Genomic DNA, 16,778 nt, shown 5'->3' on the forward strand with positions numbered 1-16,778 from the left:
GGGTCCTTATAGGGTCGACGCCGTGCCCGCCGACGAGCCTCCTGCCCGGGCACGGGTCGTCGTCCTGCTGTCCGGCACCGGGTCGCTGTGCGCCGCCCTGCTGGACGCCACCGACGACCCGGCCTACCCGGCCGCCGTGATCGCGGTCGGCGCCGACCGCGACGCCCCCGGTCTGGAGCACGCCCGCCGGCGCGGCCTGCCCACGTTCGTCTGCGCGCTCGGCGACCATCCCGACCGCGCCGCCTGGGACCGCGCGCTGGCCGACCGGATCGCCGGGTTCGCGCCCGACCTGGTCGTGTCGGCCGGGTTCATGAAGATCGTCGGCCCAGCCGTGCTCGCCGGGTTCGAGGGCCGGCTGATCAACACCCATCCGGCGCTGCTGCCGGCCTTCCCCGGCGCCCACGCGGTGCGCGACGCCCTGGCGGCAGGGGTGGCCACGACGGGGTCGACCGTGCACCTGGTCGACGCCGGCGTCGACACCGGGCCGGTGCTGGCCCAGCGCGCGGTGCCGGTGCTGCCCGGGGACGACGAGGCGACGCTGCACGAACGCATCAAGCACGTGGAGCGCGAGCTCCTGGTGGAGACGGTGGCGGAGTTCGTCACGCCACAGACCAGCCCGAGCCAGACGAGGAAGAGCCCCAGATGAGCGACCGCACCCCGATCCGCCGTGCCCTGCTGGGCGTCTACGACAAGACCGGTGTCGAGGAGCTGGCCCGTGGGCTGGCCGCCGCCGGCGTGGAGCTGGTGAGCACCGGCGCGACCGCGCGGCGGATCGCCGACGCCGGCGTGCCGGTCACTCCCGTCGAGCAGGTCACCGGCTTCCCCGAGTGCCTCGACGGCCGGGTCAAGACGTTGCACCCCGCCGTGCACGCCGGGATCCTCGCCGACCGGCGCAGGCCCGAGCACGTCGCGCAGCTGGAGGAGCTCGGCGTCGCGGCGTTCGACCTCGTCGTCGTGAACCTCTACCCGTTCACCGAGACCGTCGCCTCGGGCGCCGCCCCGGACGAGTGCGTCGAGCAGATCGACATCGGCGGCCCGGCGATGGTGCGCGCCGCGGCCAAGAACCACCCGTCGGTGGCCGTCGTCGTCGACCCGGCCCGCTACGCCGACGTGCTCGCCGCGGTGTCCGCCGGCGGCTTCACCCTGGCCGAGCGGCAGCGGCTCGCCGCCGCCGCGTTCCGGCACACCGCCTCCTACGACGTCGCCGTCGCCTCGTGGATGGGCAGCGTGCTCGCCCCGGACGACGAGACGGGCTTCCCGGCGTGGGTCGGCGGGAACTGGGAGCGCGCCGACGTGCTCCGCTACGGCGAGAACCCGCACCAGGCCGCCGCGCTCTACCGCTCCGACCGGCCGGGGCTGGCGCACGCCGAGCAGCTGCACGGCAAGCAGATGTCGTACAACAACTACGTCGACACCGACGCCGCCTGGCGGGCCGCCCACGACCACGACGAGCCGTGCGTGGCGATCATCAAGCACGCCAACCCCTGCGGCATCGCCGTCGGCGCCGACATCGCCGCCGCGCACCGCAAGGCGCACGCCTGCGACCCGGTGTCGGCCTTCGGCGGGGTCATCGCGGCCAACCGCGAGGTCGACCTCACGATGGCCGAGCAGGTGGCCGAGGTGTTCACCGAGGTGGTCGTCGCGCCCTCCTTCACCGACGACGCCGTCGCGGTGCTGACGGGGAAGAAGAACATCCGGCTGCTGCGGCTGCCGCACCTGCCCGAGACCGGCGTGGAGTCGCGCCCGATCAGCGGCGGGCTGCTGCTGCAGACGCGCGACCGCGTCGACGCCACCGGCGACGACCCGACCACCTGGACGCTGGCGACCGGCGAGCCGCTGGACGCCGCGGGCCTCGACGACCTCGTGTTCGCCTGGCGGGCGGTGCGCGCGGTGAAGAGCAACGCCATCCTGCTGGCCCACGACCGGGCCACCGTCGGCGTGGGCATGGGCCAGGTCAACCGGGTCGACTCGGCGCGCCTCGCGGTCGCCCGGGCGGGGGAGCGGGCCACCGGCGCGGTCGCCGCCTCCGACGCGTTCTTCCCGTTCGCCGATGGGTTGCAGGTGCTGCTGGACGCCGGCGTGCGGGCCGTCGTCCAGCCCGGTGGGTCGGTGCGCGACGAGGAGGTCGTCGCGGCCGCCGCGGCCGCGGGCGTGCCCCTCTACCTGACCGGCACCCGGCACTTCGCGCACTGATGCGTCACTCCGCCCGCCCGCACGTCCGGCCGCCGGAGGCAGGTGCGCACGTCGAGGAGGAGGACTTCGCGCGCGTCGACTGGTGGGGGGTCGAGCTCGACGGCGTCACGTTCACCCGGTGCCGGTTCGACGACGCGGGCCTCGAGGAGCTGGTCACGCGCCGGTGCGTCTTCGAGGAGTGCGTCCTGACCGGGGTCCGCATGGGCGGCTCGCGGCACCTGGGGACGGCCTTCCTCTCCTGCCGGTTCGACCGGGCACGGCTGTTCGACGCGACGTTCGACGGCTGCAAGCTCACCGGTTCCCAGTTCCTCGGAGCCCAGCTGCGGCCGCTGGTGGCGATCGACTGCGACTGGTCGTGGACCTCGCTGCGCGGGGTCGACCTGTCGGCGCTCGAGCTGTCCGGCCAGCGCTTCCGGGAGGCCGACCTCACCGACGCCGACCTGCGCGGCACCGATCTCAGCCGCGCCGACCTGGACCGGGCGCGGCTGCAGAACGCGAAGCTGCGCGGCGCCGACCTGCGGGGCGCCTCCACCGACGAGGTGAACTGGCGTTCCTTCGAGCTGACCGACGTGCGGCTCGACGCCGTCCAGGCGGTGCAGTTCGCCCGCGCCCACGGCGCCCGCGTCGAGACCTGAGCGCTACCTCGACGGGTACCGGGGCCCGGTCAGCACCGCCTTGAGCGAGCCGAGCAGGCCCAGGACGGCGACGGCGATCCCGCACCAGAAGCCCGGGCCGAAGGAGCCGACGTCCCAGCCGGCGTCGGCCAGCGGGACGAGCACGGCGGCCGTGACGACGCCGCTGACCAGCAACGCCACCGCGCCGACGAACCGGTGGCTGCGGGCCGGCAGCCACAGGGCGATGCCCAGGAGGAGCAGCAGGCCGCCGCCGAGCACGATGGCCAGGGGCTGCCAGCTGCCGTCGTCGAAGATCCCCCCGAGGTCGTCGAACGCATCGCGCACCAGCGCCCAGCCGCTGGCGTCGCGGTCGCGCAGCCAGTCCAGCGGCAGGCTGATGGCGGCGGCGATCCCCGCGAGGATCAGCAGCAGCCCGCCCAGGCTCTCCGGCCCGCGGAACGCCACGGGGCGGTCCGAGTACGCCGGCGTGGTGGCCGGTCCGGCCCCCGACGACGCGGACGCGCCGGTGGGGGTCTGGTAGCGCTCGGTCATCGGGCTCCTCCGCAGGTCGCCGGGGCACCGACGCCCCGCCGCTGCCGACCCTAGGCCCGCACCCACGTGGGCGGCACCCTCTCCGGCAGACTGTCGGCGTGCCCGCGACGATCCTGGACGGCAAGGCCACCGCGGCGGCGATCCGCGCCGAGCTCACCGAGCGGGTGGCCGCTCTCACCGCGGCCGGTCATCGACCCGGCCTCGGCACGTTGCTGGTGGGGGACGACCCCGGCAGCCGCTGGTACGTGAACGCCAAGCACTCCGACTGCGCCCAGGTCGGCATCGCCAGCATCCAGCGCGAGCTGCCGGCGACCGCCACCGAGGCCGACGTGCTGGCCGTGGTGGAGGAGCTCAACGCCGACCCCGCCTGCACCGGGTACATCGTCCAGCTGCCGCTGCCCACGGGCATCGAGGAGAGCGCCATCCTCGAGGCGATGGACCCGGCCAAGGACGCCGACGGCCTCCACCCGGTGAACCTGGGCCGGCTGGTCCTGAACGTCGCCGGGCCGCTGCCCTGCACGCCAGTGGGCATCGTCGAGCTGCTGCGGCGCTACGACGTGCCGATCGCCGGAGCGGAGGTCGTCGTCATCGGCCGCGGCATCACCGTGGGGCGGCCGCTCGGGCTCCTGCTCACCCGGCGGACGGAGAACGCGACGGTGACCCTCTGCCACACCGGCACCCGGGACCTCGCCGCGCACGTGCGCTCCGCCGACGTCGTGGTCGCCGCCGCCGGGGTGCCGGGCCTGATCACCGGCGACATGGTCAAGCCGGGGGCCGCCGTCCTGGACGTGGGCGTCAGCCGCGTGGACGGCAAGATCGCCGGCGACGTGGCCCGGGACGTCGTCGAGGTCGCCGGGCACGTCGCGCCCAACCCGGGGGGAGTGGGGCCGATGACCCGGGCGATGCTGCTGCAGAACGTGGTGCTCGCCGCCGAGCAGGCCGCGGCAGCCGAGGCGCTGTCGGCCTGATCCGTGAGCCGCCCGCCGCTCTACGTCCGCCGGCCCTTCCTCGCCGGGCTGCTGCGGCAGCTGCCGCTGCTCGCGGTGCTGGTCGGGGTGGGGATCGGGCTGCTGCTGGTCACCGTCGAGCACTGGCGCTGGGGGCTGGTGGTGGTCGGGACCTCCCTGGTGGGCGCGGCGCTGCTGCGGCTGCTCCTGCCGGTCCGGCGGGTGGGCTTCCTCGCGGTCCGCAGCCGGGCGGTCGACGTCGTCCTCCTGGCCGGGACGGGGATCGCGCTCGCCGCCGTCGCCCTGGCCATCCCCGGCACGTGAGCGCCCCCGGGGCGGCGCGGGGCGCCGGGCAGGGCTAGGTTGGCGACCATGGCGAAGCAGCCCAGGAACGGCAAGGTCACCGTGGTCGGTGCCGGTTTCTACGGCTCCACCACCGCACTGCGACTGGCCGAGTACGACGTCTTCGAGACCGTCGTCCTCACCGACATCGTGGAAGGCAAGCCCGAGGGGCTCGCGCTGGACATGAACCAGTCGCGCCCGATCGAGGGGTTCGAGACCCAGGTGGTGGGCGTCGGCGGAGGCTCCTACGAGGGCACCGAGGGCTCCGACGTCGTCGTCGTCACCGCCGGTCTGCCGCGCAAGCCCGGCATGAGCCGGATGGACCTGATCGAGACCAACGCGGGCATCGTCCGCCAGGTCTCGGAGAACATCGCGCGGACCTCGCCCGACGCCGTCGTCATCGTCGTCTCCAACCCGCTGGACGAGATGACCGCGCTGGCGCAGCTGGCGACCGGCTTCCCGAAGCAGCGGGTCATGGGGCAGGCCGGCATGCTCGACACGGCCCGCTTCACCAACAACGTCGCCGAGGAGCTCGGTGTCCCGGTCTCCTCGGTGCGGACCCTGACCCTGGGCTCGCACGGCGACACCATGGTCCCGGTGCCGTCCCGGTGCACCGTCGACGGCAAGCCGCTGGCCGAGGTGATGGCGCCGGACCGCATCGAGCACCTCGTCCAGCGCACCCGCAACGGTGGCGCGGAGGTGGTGGCCCTGCTCAAGACGGGGTCGGCCTACTACGCGCCCTCCGCCGCTGCCGCCCGCATGGCGCGGGCGGTCATGGAGGACTCCGGCGCCGTCATGCCGGTGTGCGCCTGGGTCGACGGCGAGTACGGCATCTCCGGGGTGTACCTCGGGGTGGAGGCCGAGATCGGCCGGGAAGGCGTCCGGCGGGTCGTCGAGAGCGACCTGGCGGAGAGCGAAGTGGCGGGCCTGCGTGAGGCCGCCGAAGCAGTGCGCGCGAAGCAGGCCGACGTAGCCGACCTCTGAAGAAGTAGAAGGATCCCGTCCTCCTCACCCCTCGCACGCTCGGGGCGAGCCCCGGGACGGGGCCGTGACCGCACAAGGAGAACGCGTGAGCAAGATCAAGGTCGAGGGCACCGTCGTCGAGCTCGACGGCGACGAGATGACCCGGATCATCTGGCAGTTCATCAAGGACCAGCTGATCCTCCCGTATCTCGACGTCAACCTGGAGTACTACGACCTGGGGATCGAGGCGCGGGACGCGACCGACGACCAGATCACCGTCGACTCCGCGAACGCCATCAAGAAGCACGGCGTCGGCGTCAAGTGCGCGACGATCACGCCGGACGAGGCGCGCGTCGAGGAGTTCGGGCTCAAGCGGATGTACCGCTCGCCCAACGGGACGATCCGCAACATCCTCGGCGGCGTCATCTTCCGCGAGCCGATCATCATGGAGAACGTGCCGCGGCTGGTGCCGGGCTGGACCAAGCCGATCGTCGTCGGCCGCCACGCCTTCGGTGACCAGTACCGCGCCACCGACTTCAAGTTCCCCGGCGAGGGCACGCTGACGATCAGCTTCCAGCCGGCCGACGGGTCCGCGCCGATCGAGCACGAGGTCTTCCAGTCGCCCGGCGGCGGCGTCGCCATGGCGATGTACAACCTGGACGACTCGATCCGCGACTTCGCGCGGGCCTCGATGAACTACGGCCTGCAGCGCGGCTACCCGGTCTACCTGTCGACCAAGAACACGATCCTCAAGGCCTACGACGGCCGCTTCAAGGACCTGTTCGAGGAGGTCTTCCAGGCCGAGTTCAAGGAGAAGTTCGACGCCGCCGGCATCACGTACGAGCACCGGCTGATCGACGACATGGTCGCCGCGTCCCTCAAGTGGGAGGGCGGCTACGTCTGGGCCTGCAAGAACTACGACGGCGACGTGCAGTCCGACACCGTGGCCCAGGGCTTCGGCTCGCTCGGCCTCATGACCTCGGTGCTCATGAGCCCCGACGGCCGCACGGTGGAGGCCGAGGCCGCTCACGGCACGGTGACCCGGCACTTCCGCCAGCACCAGCAGGGCAAGGAGACCTCGACCAACCCGATCGCGTCGATCTTCGCCTGGACCCGGGGCCTGGCCCACCGCGGCAAGCTGGACGGCACGCCCGAGGTGACCCGCTTCGCGGAGACCCTGGAGAAGGTCTGCATCGACACCGTCGAGAGCGGTCAGATGACCAAGGACCTGGCGCTGCTGATCAGCAAGGACCAGCCGTGGCTGACCACCCAGGAGTTCCTGGCGGCCATCGACACCAACCTGCAGAAGGCCATGGCCTGAGAAGGACCCCGTCCTCCTCACCCCTCGCACGCTCGGGGTGAGCCTCTGGACGGGGCCGCTGCGCGTCCGGGGCCGCCTGTGGACGGCGCTCGCCGGGGTGCGCAGCCAAGGCGGGTAGGCGAGACCGGGCGAGTCAGCCGAACAGCTGGGTCCACCAGGGCCCGCCGGAGCCGGTCGCCACACCGACGCCCAACCGGGTCAGCCCGCAGTTCAGGATGTTGGCCCGGTGGCCGGGGCTGTTCAGCCACGAGGCCATGACGGCGGCCGGGTCGGCCTGGCCGCGCGCGATGTTCTCCGCCCGGGCGGAGACGCCCGCCCGGTCGGCCCGGTCGAACGGGTCGAGCCCGTCGGGGTCGACGTGGTCGAAGAACCCGCGGTCGCGCATGCCGGCGCTGTGCGCCCGGGCGACCGCGGCGAGCCCGGCGTCGGCCGCCACCGGACCGCAGCCGGCCTGAGAGCGCTGGGCGTTCACCAGGGCCACGACCTCGCCCTCGGCGCCCGGGGCCGCCGGCGCGCTCGCGGCACCGGTCGCCGGCGCGCTCGCGGCGCCGGGGGGCGGTGCCGCCGCGGCGGCCGTGGGGGCAGGGGCCCGGCTGGTCGACGCGGAAGGGCCGGCGGGCGCGGACGGCGGCGCAGCCCCGTGACCGGGCGCGGGCGCAGGTTCGGGCGCCGGCTCGGGGACGGCCGCCGCAGGCTGCCCGGAACCGGTTTCCGGCGCCGCGGCGGTGTCGCCGGACGGCCCGGGCGCTGCCGGGGCGGTGCCGGGCACCACCGACGTGGAGGAGTGGGGAGCGGATCCGGCCGAGGACGACGGGTCGAACGGGCGGGGCGCCTCCTCCGGCCCGGAGACCACGGGGGCGGTGAGCACGACGGCGGTGGCGCCGAACGCCATCGCGACGGCGAGACCCACCCTCGGGGACCGTCGGGTGGGCAGCAGGGGGCCGGACGGCCGGTGGCGCATGCGGCTCCTCAGAAAGATCACGATCCGTTATCGATCGAAGACTATCCGTACGCACCCTGCGGCGAAAGCGCCTGGGAGTGCGCACACTCACGCACCCGACCGGGGTTCCCGGGCGTGCGGGCGCGGTCGCCGGGCAGCATGGACCCGGCACCATGGAACGGTCCGCCCCATCCCGAACCCCTGAGGAGCACGCCGCCGGTGAGCGACGTATGGCTCAACATCGTCATGGTCGTCGTCTTCATCCTGATCGGCGGCGCGTTCGCCGGCGCGGAGATCGCGCTGGTCTCGCTGCGGGAGTCGCAGGTCCGGGCCATGGCCGAGCAGGGTGGCCGCCGCGGCAAGGCGGTGCAGAAGCTCCTCGGGGACCCGAACCAGTTCCTCGCCGCCGTGCAGGTGGGGGTCACCCTCGCGGGGTTCTTCTCCGCCGCGTTCGGTGCGAGCACCCTTTCGGCGCCCCTGGCCGACTGGCTGCAGGACCAGGGCGTGAGCCAGAGGCTCTCCGGCACCCTGGCGCTGGTCCTGGTCACCGTCGCGATCAGCTACGTGTCCCTCGTCGTGGGTGAGCTCACCCCCAAGCGGCTGGCCCTCCAGCGGGCCGAGGGCTTCTCCCTCATGGTCGCCGCACCGCTGAACGCCATCGCCAAGCTGTCCCGGCCGGTCATCTGGCTGCTGTCGAAGTCGACCAACGGGCTCGTCCGGCTGGTCGGCGGTGACCCCAAGGCCAGCGGTGAGTCGATCAGCCAGGAGGAGCTGCGCGACCTGGTGGCCGCGCACGAGTCGCTCAGCAGCGACGAGCGCCGGCTCATCGACGAGGTGTTCCGCGCCGGCGAGCGCGAGGTGCGCGAGGTGATGACGCCGCGCACCGAGGTGCAGTTCCTCGAGGCGTCGATGACCGCCAGTCGCGCGGCCAAGCTGGTGGCGGAGTCGAACTGGTCGCGGTTCCCCGTCGTCGGCCAGGACGAGGACGACGTCGTCGGCTTCGTGCACGTGCGCGACCTGTTCCTGCCCAACCACCCGGCGGGGCGGGCGGCGACCGTGGGGGACCTGGCCCGCGAGGTCACCAGGCTGCCCGGCACCGCCGCGGTCCTGACGGTGCTCAGCGAGATGCGCCGGGACAACCAGCACCTGGCGATCGTCGTCGACGAGTACGGCGGCACCGACGGCATCGTCACGCTCGAGGACCTCATCGAGGAGGTCATCGGGGAGATCTACGACGAGTACGACGAGGAGGTCGAGCCCGAGGCCCGGCAGTCGCCCGACGCGCCGCGGGAGGTCGACGGCCTCCTCAACCTCGACGACTTCGCCGAGGCCACCGGGCTGCGGCTGCCCGAGGGGCCGTACGAGACGGCCGCCGGCTACGTCCTGGCCGAGCTCGGCCGGCTGCCCCGGGTCGGGGACACCGCCGAGGCCGAGGGGCGCAGCATCGAGGTGCTGGAGCTCGACGGCCGGCGGATCGCCCGCCTGCGCGTCGGCCCGCCCCCGGCCCCCGACGTCCCGGAGGACGACGAGCGCAGCGAGGCCCCGACCGCCTAGGGGCGCCCCGCTGCGTCGGGCGTCAGCGGGACCGGGCGACCGCCCAGGCGTCGCGCACGATGCCGACCAGGTCGGTGTGCTTCGGCGCCCAGCCGAGGTCGGCGCGGATGCGGTCGCTGGAGGCCACCAGCTGCGCCGGGTCGCCGGCCCGCCGTTCGCCGATGGTGACCGGGATGGGGTGGCCGGTGACCGTGCGGGCGGCCTCGACGACCTCCTGCACGGAGAAGCCGGTGCCGTTGCCCAGGTTGTAGATGCGGTGCTCGCCGGCCGCCGGTGCGGGCAGCGCGAGCAGGTGGGCGTCCGACAGGTCCTCGACGTGCACGTAGTCGCGGATGCAGGTGCCGTCGGGGGTCGGGTAGTCCTGGCCGTAGACGGTCAGCGACTCACGCTGCCCCGCCGCCACCTGGAGGGCGATGGGGATGAGGTGGGTCTCGGTGGCGTGCCGTTCGCCGAGCCCGTAGGCGGCGCCGGCGACGTTGAAGTACCGCAGGCTCACCGCGGCGAACCCGTGGGCGACGGCGTACGAGGTGAGCATGTGGTCGACGGCGAGCTTCGAGGCGCCGTAGGTGTTGGTCGGCCGGGTGGGTGCGTCCTCGCGGATGGGCACCTGGTCCGGCTCCCCGTAGGTCGCGGCGGTGGAGGAGAAGACGATCCGCCGGCAGTCGACCGCGCGCATTGCCTCCAGCAGCGCGAACGAGCCGCCGACGTTGGTGTGCCAGTAGTCCTCCGGCTGCTGCTGGGAGACCCCGACCAGCGACTTGGCCGCGAAGTGCAGCACCGCCTCGGGCCGGACCTCGGCGAGCACCGGCGCGGAATCGTGCAGCGACACCTCGGCCAGCGTCGCGCCCTCGGGCACGGCGTCGGCGTGCCCCGTCGAGAGGTCGTCGAGGACGGTGACGTCGTGACCGCGGTCGAGCAGGGCGGCGGTCACTACGCTGCCGATGTAGCCGGCGCCGCCGGCGACGAGTACGCGCATGGGCACACCTTAGAAGGACGGCCCGTGGGAAGCGGAGGATCTGGTGGTCAGTGCCCGACCGGCGGTGCAGTCGCTGCCCGCGTACCGGCCCGGCCGGAACCCGGCGGACCTGGCCCGCGAGATCGGCGTCGAGCGCGCTGTGAAGCTCGCGAGCAACGAGGTCGCGTTCCCGCCGCTGCCCGCCGTCGTCGAGGCGGTCACCGCCGCGGTCGCCGAGACCAACCGGTACCCGGACAACGGCGCCGTCGTCCTCACCGGCGCGCTGGCCGAGCGCTACGGGGTCGACCCCGCGCAGGTCGCCAGCGGCTGCGGGGCCGTGGCGATCTGCCAGGAGCTCGCCCAGGCGTACAACGACCCCGGGACGAGCATCGCCTTCGCCTGGCGGTCGTTCGAGATGTACCCGCTGCTCGCCCGGGTCGCCGGCGCCCGCGCGATCCAGGTGCCGCTGGTCCCCGGCCGGCCCGGCGGGTCTCCCGACACCCACGACCTCGAGGCGCTGGCCGCCGCATTGGACGACGCCACGCGGCTGGTGTTCGTCTGCAACCCCAACAACCCCACCGGGACGGCGGTGCGCCGAGCCGAGCTGGAGCGCTTCCTCGACGCGGTGCCCGCGGAGACGCTGGTCGTCCTCGACGAGGCCTATCGCGAGTTCGTCACCGACCCCCGGGTCCCCGACGGCGTGGAGCTGATGCGCGGGAGACCCAACGTGGCGGTCCTCCGCACCTTCTCCAAGGCCTGGGGGCTGGCCGGGCTGCGCGTCGGCTACCTGCTCGCCGAGGACCCGGCGGTCGCCGAGGCGGTGCGCAAGACCCACCTGCCGTTCAGCGTCGGCATGGTGGCCCAGGCGGCGGCGGTCGCGGCGCTGGCCAGCGAGGACGAGGTGCGGGTGCGGTGCGCCGCGGTCGTCACCGAGCGCGAGCGGCTCACCGCCGCGCTGCGCGACCGGGGGCTGGAGGTCGCCGACAGCCAGGCCAACTTCGTGTGGCTGCCGACGGGGGAGCGCACGGCCGAGCTCGCGGCTGCCCTGGAGGCCCGGGCGGTGATCACCCGGCCGTTCGCGGGGGAGGGCATCCGGGTCACCGTGGGCACGCCGGAGGAGGACGACGCCTTCCTCGCCGCGCTCGACGACGCGCTCCCGGTCACGGCACGCTGACCAGCACCGACCCCGCCCCTGCGGCGGCCGGTGTCCCGGCGGTGCGGGGGAGCCCGGAACGGGCGCCGGCCCCGGCTGGTTTGATGGCCGACGTGGCTCTTCCCCGAGTGCTCTCCGGCATCCAGCCGACGGCGGACTCCTTCCACCTCGGCAACTACGTCGGCGCCCTCCGGCAGTGGGTGAGCATGCAGGAGGACCACGACGCCTTCTACTGCGTCGTCGACCTGCACGCGATCACCCTCGAGCCGCCGGACCCGGCCGTGCTCCGCCGGCGCACGCTGGTGTCGGCGGCACAGCTGCTCGCCCTGGGCGTGGACCCCGCCCGCAGCACCCTGTTCGTGCAGAGCCAGGTGCCCGAGCACGCCCAGCTGGCCTGGGTGCTGCAGTGCCTCACCGGCTTCGGGGAGGCCGGCCGGATGACCCAGTTCAAGGACAAGAGCTCCCGCGAGGGGGTCGGTCCGACGTCGGTGGGGCTGTTCACCTACCCGGTGCTGCAGGCCGCGGACATCTTGCTGTACCAGGCGCACCGGGTGCCGGTGGGAGAGGACCAGCGGCAGCACCTGGAGCTCACCCGCGACCTGGCCGGCCGGTTCAACGGGCGGTACGGCGAGACGTTCACGATGCCCGAGGCCTACATCCCGGCGGGCGCGGCCAAGGTGCTGGACCTGCAGACGCCCGAGAAGAAGATGAGCAAGAGCCTTCCCCCGGCCGGCTGCATCAACCTGCTGGACGACCCGAAGGTGACGGCGAAGAAGATCCGTTCCGCGGTCACCGACACCGGGCGGGAGATCGTCGCCGACCCCGAGAACAAGCCGGGCGTGACGAACCTCCTCACCATCCACTCCGCCTTCTCCGGACGGAGCACCGCGGAGCTGGAGGAGCACTTCGCCGGCCGCGGGTACGGCGACCTGAAGAAGGAGCTCGCCGAGGTCGTCACCGACGCCCTTGCCCCGGTGCAGCGGCGCACGGCGGAGCTGATGGCCGACCCCGCCGAGCTCGAGCGCCTGCTCGCCGCGGGAGCGGCACGCGCCCGGGAAGTGGCCGGCCGCACGCTGGCCACGGTCTACGAGCGGGTCGGCTTCCTGCCACCCGCGGGGCCGGTGGCATGAACGACGACACCTTCGTCGGCCGGCTGGGGACGCCGCCGGAGACGGCGGTGCTCGGGGTGATCGTGCCGATCCCCGAGCCCTGGGCGTCCCTGCTCGTCGACTGGCGCGCCAAGGTCGGCGACCCGCAGGCGACGCTGGTCCCGCCGCACGTGACCCTGCTCCCGCCGACGGAGGTGCCGGTCGCCGACCGCGCCACCATCACCGAGCACCTCGCCGACGTCGCCGCGGCGCACCCGCCGTTCGACATGCACCTGGCCGGTACCGGCACGTTCACGCCGGTCTCCGACGTCGTGTTCGTGGCCGTGGCTCGGGGGATCGGCAACTGCGAGCTGCTGGCCAACGACGTCCGCCGCGGTCCGCTGGCCCGTTCGCTCTCCTTCCCGTACCACCCGCACGTCACCGTCGCCCACGACGTGCCGGCCGACATGCTCGAGCTGGCCTACTGCGGGCTGCAGGACCTCTCCGCCGAGTTCCGGGTGGACCACTTCACCGAGTTCGAGCAGACGGCGGCCGGCGCCTGGGAGATCGCCCGCGAGTACCCCCTGACCGGCCGGGAGCGCTGAGGGCGCGCACCCGGCGGCCAGCCGCCAGACTCGGGCGGTGAGCTCCGCCCCTCCCCGCGACGCCCCCGCCCGGAAGGGGTTGCCGGCGCGGACGTGGGACCGCGTCGAGGGGACGGTCGACGCCGCTCGGCGGCGGTCCCCCTGGTTCGACCACCTGGCCCGTGCCGGTGGGCGGTACCGGCGGACGCAGGGGGACCTCATGGCCGCGGGCGTCACCTACTTCGTGTTCCTCGGGTTGTTCCCCGTGCTGCTGCTGGTGGCCTCGGTGATCGGGCTGGTGCTGGCCGGGAATGAGCTGCTGCAGCGGGAGCTCTACGAGGCGATCCGGGAGGCGTTCCCCGGCAGCACCGGGCGGGACATCGTCGCGGACCTGCGCGGGGCGGTCGGCTCGGCCGAGGTGGTCGGCGTGATCGGCCTCGTGGGGTTCGTCTACGCCGGGCTGCGGGCGATGGACAAGCTGCGCATCGGCATGGAGCGCATCTGGAAGGGGCGCGCCGATGAGCCGGAGTTCCTCCGCGACAACGTCCAGGACCTCTTGGCGCTGGTGCTGCTGGGCGCGGTCGGGCTGGCGAGCCTCGTGCTGACCGGGGTCGCCACGGGGGCGACGTCGTGGTTCCTCGACGTGCTCGGGCTGACGGACGCGACGGGGCTCGCGGTGTTCACGACCGTGGTGGGGCTGGCGCTGGCCTTCCTCGGCGACACCGTCGTCTTCCTCTGGCTGCTGAAGGTGGTCCCGGCCACGCCGCACCCCGTGCGGCGGCTGCTGCCCGGGGCGCTGTTCGGCGCCGTGGGCTTCGAGGCCATGAAGCTGATCGGGAACCTCTACCTGTCGCTCATCTCCGGGAGCGTGACCGCGTCGGCCTTCGGCGGCGCCGTCGGCATCCTGGTCTGGATCAACATCGTGTTCCGGTTCGCGTTCTTCACCGCCGCCTGGACCGCCACCCTCCCCGCGGTGGAGGGCGCCGGCCGGCAGCCGGAGGAGCGGGCGCCCGTCGCCGCCGCCGCGCCGTCGCGCTGACCGCGCCGAGCGCGCCGAGCCCCAGCCCGGCGAGGGCGGCCACGGCCCAGGGCGACGCGGCCGCGTGCGGCGCGGGCGCGGCGAGCATCGGGCGACGCGGCGCCGGGGAGGTCGGGGCGGAGGGTGCGGGCGGGGTGGCGGGCGCCGCCGGCGTGGCGGGGGCCAGGTCGGCGGGGCGGACCAGCGTCCCCACCCCCGGGACGGTGGTGGGGACGGCGAACCCCCAGTCGAGCAGCAGCGCCGCCTGGTCGGCCGCCCGCAGCGGTCGGTTCTCCGTGTCCAGGACGCTCACCACGAGCCGGCGGCCGTCGCGCTCGGCTGCGGTGACGAACGTGTGCCGGGCGGCGTCGGTGAACCCCGTCTTCCCGCCGAGGTTGCCGGGGTAGCCGGTCAGCAGCGGGTTCTGGTTCTGGATCTGGAAGCCCGGGAACCGGTCCCCGACCGCCGGCATGTCCGCCGTCGGCGTGCGTAGCACCGCCGCGGTGACCGGGTCCTCTACGAGCGCGCGGAAGATCAGCGCCAGGTCGTAGGGGGAGGAGGACTGGCCGGCGACGTCCAGCCCGGACGGGGTGCCGGCGACCGTGTCGTAGGCACCCAGCTCCACGGCCGTCCGGTTCATCGCGGCAACCGTGGCCGCCTCGCCGCCGGCCGCCCGCGCCAGCGCCGATGCGACGTCGTTCCCCGACTGCAGCATCAGCGCCGTGAAGAGCAGCGGGACGGGGTAGCGCCCGCCGGCCACGAGCCCGACGCGGCTGCCCTCGATCTGCTCGTCCTCGACCGTGCCCACCACCACCTCGGCCGGGTCGAGCCGGTGCGCCAGCGTCAGGAGGGTCAGGGTCTTGAGGGTGCTCGCCGGGTAGTACCGCCCGTGCGGGTCGCGGGCGGCCAGCACCGCCCCCGTGCCCGCGTCGGCGACCAGCCAGCCGGACGCGACCACGCCGTCGGGGAGCGGGGGAGCGCCGTCGGCGACGACGAGGCCGCGGGTGCGCAGCCGCTCGCCGCCCACCGTGCTGCCGTCCGGGGCGGTGCCCCGCGGGGGCAGGCCCGTGCGGGGCGCGGTCGGCGTCGGCGCGGTGAGGTCGACCGTGGGGCGAGGCGGGGTCGCCGTCGTGGTCGGCGGCGGCGGGGTCGCTCCGGCCGGGCCGGCCGGGCCCGCCACGAGAGCGAGTGTCACGGCGCCCGCCAGACAGGCCGCACGTCGTCGTCCCATGCCCGGAGGCTATGCGGAGGTGAGGTGGGACACGGCTTCCGGGGAGAAGGCGGCCCGATCGGATGAGGGTTCGCAACGATCGGGTTTCAGTCCGCCGCAGAGTTTGGGGCGTGCCGGGTCCGCGCGGTTAGCGTCCTGGGTCGTGGCCCACGACGGCCCGCTCCACGCGGGCCCGCGAGCCACCGCAGTCCACACCCCCGGGAGAACCCCGCCACGCGTGGGTCCTCCCCCCAGAGAGGAGATCGTCTTGCGCCGAGCGCGGATGACGAAGGCCGCGGCGCTGCTGCTGGCCGGCAGCCTGGCCCTGGCGGCCTGTGCCAGCGACGAGGAGCCCACGGCCGGCGGCGACAGCGGCGGCGGCAGCGGTTCGGGTGACCTCCAGGTCGGCCTCGCGTACGACGTCGGTGGCCGCGGCGACCAGTCGTTCAACGACTCGGCCTACGCCGGTGTCGAGGCGGCCATCGGGGCGCTGGACGGCGAGGTCCAGGAGTTCAGCCCCAACGACGACGGCTCCGACCGCGTCGAGGGCCTGGCCAACCTGGCCGAGGCGGGCTACGACCCGGTCATCGCCGTCGGCTTCGCCTACAGCGACTCGATCGGCGAGGTCGCCGAGGACTTCCCCGACACCACGTTCGCCGTCGTGGACGTCCGCACGGAAGAGGAGGGGATCGAGACCGAGAACCTGACCGGCCTCGTCTTCGCCGAGGAGGAGGGCAGCTTCCTCGCCGGCGTCGCGGCGGCGCTGAAGAGCGAGACCGGGCACGTCGGCTTCGTCGGCGGCGTCGAGATGCCGCTGATCCAGAAGTTCGAGGCCGGGTACGTGGCCGGTGCCAAGGCCGTCAACCCGGACATCCAGGTCGACGTCGAGTACATCTCGCCGGCCGGCGACTTCTCCGGGTTCGGTGACCCGGCCCGCGGTCAGATCCTGGCCCGCAGCATGTACGACGCCGGCGCGGACATCGTGTTCCACGCGGCGGGCGGCTCGGGCACCGGCGTCTTCCAGGCGGCGGCCCAGACCGGCAACCGGGCGATCGGCGTCGACTCCGACCAGTACCAGACGGTCGACGACCCCGCGCTGCAGGCGGTGATCATGACTTCGATGCTCAAGCGGGTCGACAACGCCGTCGAGAGTTTCATCACCGACTACGCCGAGGGCAACGTCCAGGGCGGCATCGACCTCGTCTACGACCTGGAGAGCGACGGCGTCGGCCTGGCCACCTCGGGTGGGCAGATCGACGACATCCAGGGCCAGCTCGAGGAGTGGCGCCAGCGCATCGTCTCCGGCGAGATCGAGGTCCCCACGACCCCGTGAGGCCGGGTGCG

At 74.0% G+C, this 16,778-nt stretch carries 17 protein-coding genes; 13 read left to right on the forward strand and 4 right to left on the reverse strand.

Annotated features, from left to right (window positions below; translation table 11 throughout):
- Nucleotides 1-22 precede the first annotated feature (22 nt).
- Genes purN through ACI799_RS14045 form a run of 3 tightly spaced genes read left to right on the forward strand, consistent with a single transcriptional unit; the run spans nucleotide 23 to nucleotide 2,828 of the window.
- Nucleotides 23-646, forward strand: coding sequence for a phosphoribosylglycinamide formyltransferase (gene purN / locus ACI799_RS14035; protein WP_456597843.1), 624 nt, complete (start codon nucleotides 23-25; stop codon nucleotides 644-646).
- On the forward strand, nucleotides 643-2,193 hold the full coding sequence (gene purH, locus ACI799_RS14040) for a bifunctional phosphoribosylaminoimidazolecarboxamide formyltransferase/IMP cyclohydrolase (protein WP_456597842.1): 1,551 nt from the start codon (nucleotides 643-645) through the stop codon (nucleotides 2,191-2,193). Before purN ends, purH begins: the two co-directional genes overlap by 4 nt.
- Entirely contained in the window at nucleotides 2,193-2,828 is a 636-nt protein-coding gene (locus ACI799_RS14045; protein WP_456613321.1) for a pentapeptide repeat-containing protein, read from the forward strand. Before purH ends, ACI799_RS14045 begins: the two co-directional genes overlap by 1 nt.
- 3 nt (nucleotides 2,829-2,831) lie before the next feature.
- Here ACI799_RS14045 and ACI799_RS14050 read toward each other — a convergent pair whose 3' ends face one another.
- Nucleotides 2,832-3,359 carry a hypothetical protein gene (locus ACI799_RS14050; protein ID WP_456590683.1) on the reverse strand — a complete coding sequence of 176 codons (528 nt, stop codon included), beginning with the start codon at nucleotides 3,357-3,359 and terminating at the stop codon, nucleotides 2,832-2,834.
- Between the two features lie 98 nt (nucleotides 3,360-3,457).
- On the opposite strand from ACI799_RS14050, the gene ACI799_RS14055 reads away from it, so the two are divergent.
- The 4 genes from ACI799_RS14055 (at nucleotide 3,458) to ACI799_RS14070 (ending at nucleotide 6,932) form a co-directional block, all read left to right on the forward strand.
- The gene (locus ACI799_RS14055) at nucleotides 3,458-4,327 is read left to right on the forward strand and encodes a bifunctional methylenetetrahydrofolate dehydrogenase/methenyltetrahydrofolate cyclohydrolase (RefSeq protein ID WP_456600312.1); all 870 of its coding nucleotides are present in this window, start codon (nucleotides 3,458-3,460) and stop codon (nucleotides 4,325-4,327) included.
- A gap of 3 nt (nucleotides 4,328-4,330) precedes the next feature.
- The gene (locus ACI799_RS14060) at nucleotides 4,331-4,630 is read left to right on the forward strand and encodes a DUF3017 domain-containing protein (protein WP_456590681.1); all 300 of its coding nucleotides are present in this window, start codon (nucleotides 4,331-4,333) and stop codon (nucleotides 4,628-4,630) included.
- Nucleotides 4,631-4,678: 48 nt separating this feature from the next.
- On the forward strand, nucleotides 4,679-5,632 hold the full coding sequence (gene mdh / locus ACI799_RS14065) for a malate dehydrogenase (protein ID WP_456613322.1): 954 nt from the start codon (nucleotides 4,679-4,681) through the stop codon (nucleotides 5,630-5,632).
- An 85-nt stretch (nucleotides 5,633-5,717) separates the two neighbouring features.
- Nucleotides 5,718-6,932 carry an NADP-dependent isocitrate dehydrogenase gene (locus tag ACI799_RS14070; RefSeq protein ID WP_456590679.1) on the forward strand — a complete coding sequence of 405 codons (1,215 nt, stop codon included), beginning with the start codon at nucleotides 5,718-5,720 and terminating at the stop codon, nucleotides 6,930-6,932.
- 133 nt (nucleotides 6,933-7,065) lie between these two features.
- Here the strand turns inward: ACI799_RS14070 and ACI799_RS14075 are convergent, their stop codons facing one another.
- Nucleotides 7,066-7,842: a CAP domain-containing protein gene (locus ACI799_RS14075; protein WP_456613323.1), complete on the reverse strand. Its 777-nt coding sequence runs from the start codon at nucleotides 7,840-7,842 to the stop codon at nucleotides 7,066-7,068.
- Nucleotides 7,843-8,091: 249 nt separating this feature from the next.
- On the opposite strand from ACI799_RS14075, the gene ACI799_RS14080 reads away from it, so the two are divergent.
- Entirely contained in the window at nucleotides 8,092-9,426 is a 1,335-nt protein-coding gene (locus tag ACI799_RS14080; RefSeq protein ID WP_456590677.1) for a hemolysin family protein, read from the forward strand.
- Nucleotides 9,427-9,448: 22 nt separating this feature from the next.
- Here the strand turns inward: ACI799_RS14080 and galE are convergent, their stop codons facing one another.
- Nucleotides 9,449-10,402 (reverse strand): UDP-glucose 4-epimerase GalE, encoded by a 954-nt coding sequence (gene galE, locus ACI799_RS14085; protein ID WP_456590676.1) that lies wholly within the window; start codon nucleotides 10,400-10,402, stop codon nucleotides 9,449-9,451.
- Between the two features lie 43 nt (nucleotides 10,403-10,445).
- Here galE and hisC point away from each other — a divergent pair, with 43 nt between their 5' ends.
- The 4 genes from hisC to ACI799_RS14105 all read left to right on the forward strand — a co-directional run bounded on the left by hisC (nucleotide 10,446) and on the right by ACI799_RS14105 (nucleotide 14,245).
- A complete protein-coding gene (gene hisC / locus ACI799_RS14090; protein WP_456613324.1) occupies nucleotides 10,446-11,555 on the forward strand; it encodes a histidinol-phosphate transaminase in 1,110 nt (369 codons plus the stop codon).
- Between the two features lie 83 nt (nucleotides 11,556-11,638).
- Nucleotides 11,639-12,664: a tryptophan--tRNA ligase gene (trpS, locus tag ACI799_RS14095; RefSeq protein ID WP_456600308.1), complete on the forward strand. Its 1,026-nt coding sequence runs from the start codon at nucleotides 11,639-11,641 to the stop codon at nucleotides 12,662-12,664.
- A complete protein-coding gene (locus ACI799_RS14100; RefSeq protein WP_456600307.1) occupies nucleotides 12,661-13,227 on the forward strand; it encodes a 2'-5' RNA ligase family protein in 567 nt (188 codons plus the stop codon). The genes trpS and ACI799_RS14100 overlap by 4 nt, the downstream gene beginning before the upstream one ends.
- A gap of 37 nt (nucleotides 13,228-13,264) precedes the next feature.
- Complete coding sequence (locus ACI799_RS14105; protein WP_456600306.1) at nucleotides 13,265-14,245, forward strand: YihY/virulence factor BrkB family protein; 981 nt, start codon at nucleotides 13,265-13,267, stop codon at nucleotides 14,243-14,245.
- Here the strand turns inward: ACI799_RS14105 and ACI799_RS14110 are convergent.
- Nucleotides 14,148-15,455 (reverse strand): D-alanyl-D-alanine carboxypeptidase family protein, encoded by a 1,308-nt coding sequence (locus ACI799_RS14110; RefSeq protein ID WP_456613325.1) that lies wholly within the window; start codon nucleotides 15,453-15,455, stop codon nucleotides 14,148-14,150. The two genes, ACI799_RS14105 and ACI799_RS14110, sit on opposite strands and share 98 nt — an antisense overlap.
- A 262-nt stretch (nucleotides 15,456-15,717) precedes the next feature.
- Here ACI799_RS14110 and ACI799_RS14115 point away from each other — a divergent pair, with 262 nt between their 5' ends.
- Nucleotides 15,718-16,767, forward strand: a complete 1,050-nt coding sequence (locus ACI799_RS14115; protein ID WP_456613326.1) for a BMP family lipoprotein — start codon at nucleotides 15,718-15,720, stop codon at nucleotides 16,765-16,767.
- Nucleotides 16,768-16,778 lie beyond the last annotated feature (11 nt).

The sequence above is a fragment of the Blastococcus sp. SYSU DS0753 genome (assembly GCF_054051175.1).